This window comes from Sinorhizobium saheli (assembly GCF_001651875.1).
Classification (GTDB): Bacteria; Pseudomonadota; Alphaproteobacteria; order Rhizobiales; family Rhizobiaceae; genus Sinorhizobium; species Sinorhizobium saheli.
Genome location: NZ_LNQB01000016.1, coordinates 1 through 2635, shown reverse-complemented (window position 1 = coordinate 2635; position 2635 = coordinate 1). Strand labels below are relative to the sequence as shown.

Sequence of the window (2635 nt, the reverse complement as noted above, 5' to 3'; positions counted from 1 at the left end):
CCTTCACTTGGACCGCCGATCCCGACAAAATCATCGCTGCCGTCAAACGTGGGCACCAAGTGTTAGATTCCATCCACTAGTCCTGTCTGCATGGAAGCGACTTAGCGCAGAAGCGCTACCGCCAAGCAATATGCGTCGCCGAAAGTGACGTTCTTCAAGGGGTGCCATCAAAATGTGAGGACTCCACGCGGTCCGATATATTCGGTTTTCAACCCGTTCGTTCTCGCATCATGAACGAGAATGTTAACGCCGATCCGGTTGGTTCTGATACGATTGCATCGTTGTCGAAGAGGAATGAATCGGCATGCCTCTGGGCCCAATTATAGGCATGCTGTGAAAGGACTTCGATCTGCCATCCTGAGCTCTTTGAATAGGTCATTCGGAGATCCGGCCTCGGTCCCGACTTGTCGTCCCGCCCTGGAAGGTGAAGACGATGCACTGCGTCAGCGACCCTCACTCTCTCCCAATTCCAAATATAGTGGGGTGGCTAAAAGTTGCATGCAAGCTAGCAAAAACGACATACAGCTGAATTGATTCAGATCATGGACAGACTGCCGTTGCCCGGGCCGGGAGACATGTGGAGGAGTAAGGCAGGCCCGTTTCACGTATGTGGGGTGGCGTTCGACCGGATCAGAGGTCGACTCCACATACGCGGCAGTCTGGAAGCGACCAAGCGGCGGGGTCGCTGATAACGAAACTATGGCGGCCCGAGGTGGACCGGCCGAAGGAACTGCTGTTAAAGAATCCCGAAACGACGGCGAACCCGCCTCCTCTGCTGCATCCAATCGCCAAACATCACCAGGAGCAGATCAGGGCAAATCGCGCCCTCCTTTGCAATGAAGAGACCCGCGGACGTGCGGCCTAGATGGCATACGCGGTTCGACCGGAGCCAAGTTGTTCCTGGTCCTCAGCGACACAGCTACAACTTCCCTCCTCACCAACTGAGCAGCGCCTCGTATCCTGACGCCAAGATCACACCCTGGCCGGCGTGCGATTGCATGCGGTGGTTATCTGGGGTGTTTTACCTTTTTAACTTTTTATCAGCAGTAGAGTTCTTTATTGGGCTTACGCGAGCGGGTGGGCGAATAGCACCACTCGTTAGTATCACCGCACGCGCCAGTCGGGCTAAAGAAGGCTGGCCCGGTTGGCCGAGCAGTATCACGGCAAGAAGGGCCGCTTTCAAAAGAGGCAGTGGCCCAAGCAACGCTCGCGAGTTTGATGCGCAGGAACGCGCAGCGAAACCAAGGGGGGAAGATGAAGCTCGACGAAGTGGACAATATCGTTCGCACTGCCCTCCAAGCAATACGACAGGGCCGGATCGGCTTTTCCGTGCAGCAAGTGAACTGCGTCAATCATCACCATGAAGTGTTATATTCTGAATGTCTGGCGAGACTTCTAAAACTCGGTGGCTCCGTGGTCACCGCGGGTGAATTTATGCCCACCCTAGAGGCCTCGGGGTATGCGCCTGAATTGGATCGCTCTATCTTGAGCTTAGCCTTCGAATGGTTGTCCAACAACGCGTCTGGCTCGCTCGGATGCAACGTTTCATCCTTGAACTTCTCCAGCGCAGAACACCGGGCGATGCTCTATGATCAACTCCATCGAAATCGGTCGCTTGCACCGAGACTGGTATTGGAGATCACTGAGAGCGCGCCGAGTTTCGGCGCTACAGAATTAATTCAAGATATTCGGAAGTTAGGTTACAGGGTCGCGATTGACGACTTCGGGTCTGGTTTCTGGACCCCGGAGGCGATTTTTTCGATGGCCGTGGACATCATCAAGATTGACGCTTTTTTCGTACAGTCGAACAGTCGTCTGAGCGCTGACCGTTTGTTGTACCATATGGCAGGGTTGGCCTCCTGCGTGGCACCCACTATCGTCGTGGAAGGGGTCGAGACTTACGAGCAGCTTACCCTCGCCAGAGCGGCTGGTGCCACCCATGTCCAGGGATATCTCCTCTCAGAGCCTCCGCTGTGTCCGATTTTTCGGGGATTGGCACATCGTGCCGTTATGGGTAGCACAACCGTGGGCGTGTGTGAGGCTCCCGGCTTCGCGGGGCTTTCAGCCTGACGACCTGGCCTGACTTCCCAACCACCTACGAGGTGGGCTGCACATTTAGGAGTGTGCACACGATAAATAGCTACCGAGATCCGGCAATTTCGTTGTGCAGCCGGTCGGTCAGTTCGTCAGCACCCTTTCGCTGACGGTTACTGGAACGCAGATAAGTTGTAGAGCCGTTGCGACCTGGGTTTGCTCCGATTAGGATCGGCGAGGGGCGGCTCCCATTAACACGTCATGCGGCGGAGACGTGAACACATTAGACTCTCGCTGAAATGGCGCTTTAGTCTCATGAGAGCACGGGCGGATTCTCGTCTGCCCTCCAATATTTATTGCAACTCGCGGCCCGCCATACGGGACCGTTTCTAGGCCGCCCGAGAACAGTCGAGCCGGGGTCTGCTTGAGCTGCATCGACCTTTCCTGTGCGCCTCGTCCGGCGCGGTGTCAAGTGTCAGAATTGGCCCCTGCGGAGTGTTCGCAGGGGCCTGTTCACTCATTAGCCCGCTTTTCTCACAGCGGCTCTGGTTTTGGATTGGCGCTGAGGTCTCGTGGCGCTCGCAGGCGAGGACGCGCGCTG

At 56.1% G+C, this 2635-nt stretch carries 1 protein-coding gene; it reads left to right on the top strand.

All coding sequences use genetic code 11. The features are described from left to right. Positions 1-1254: 1254 nt before the first annotated feature. Positions 1255-2070 (top strand): EAL domain-containing protein, encoded by an 816-nt coding sequence (locus ATB98_RS00105; RefSeq protein ID WP_167354037.1) that lies wholly within the window; start codon positions 1255-1257, stop codon positions 2068-2070. Positions 2071-2635: the final 565 nt, after the last annotated feature.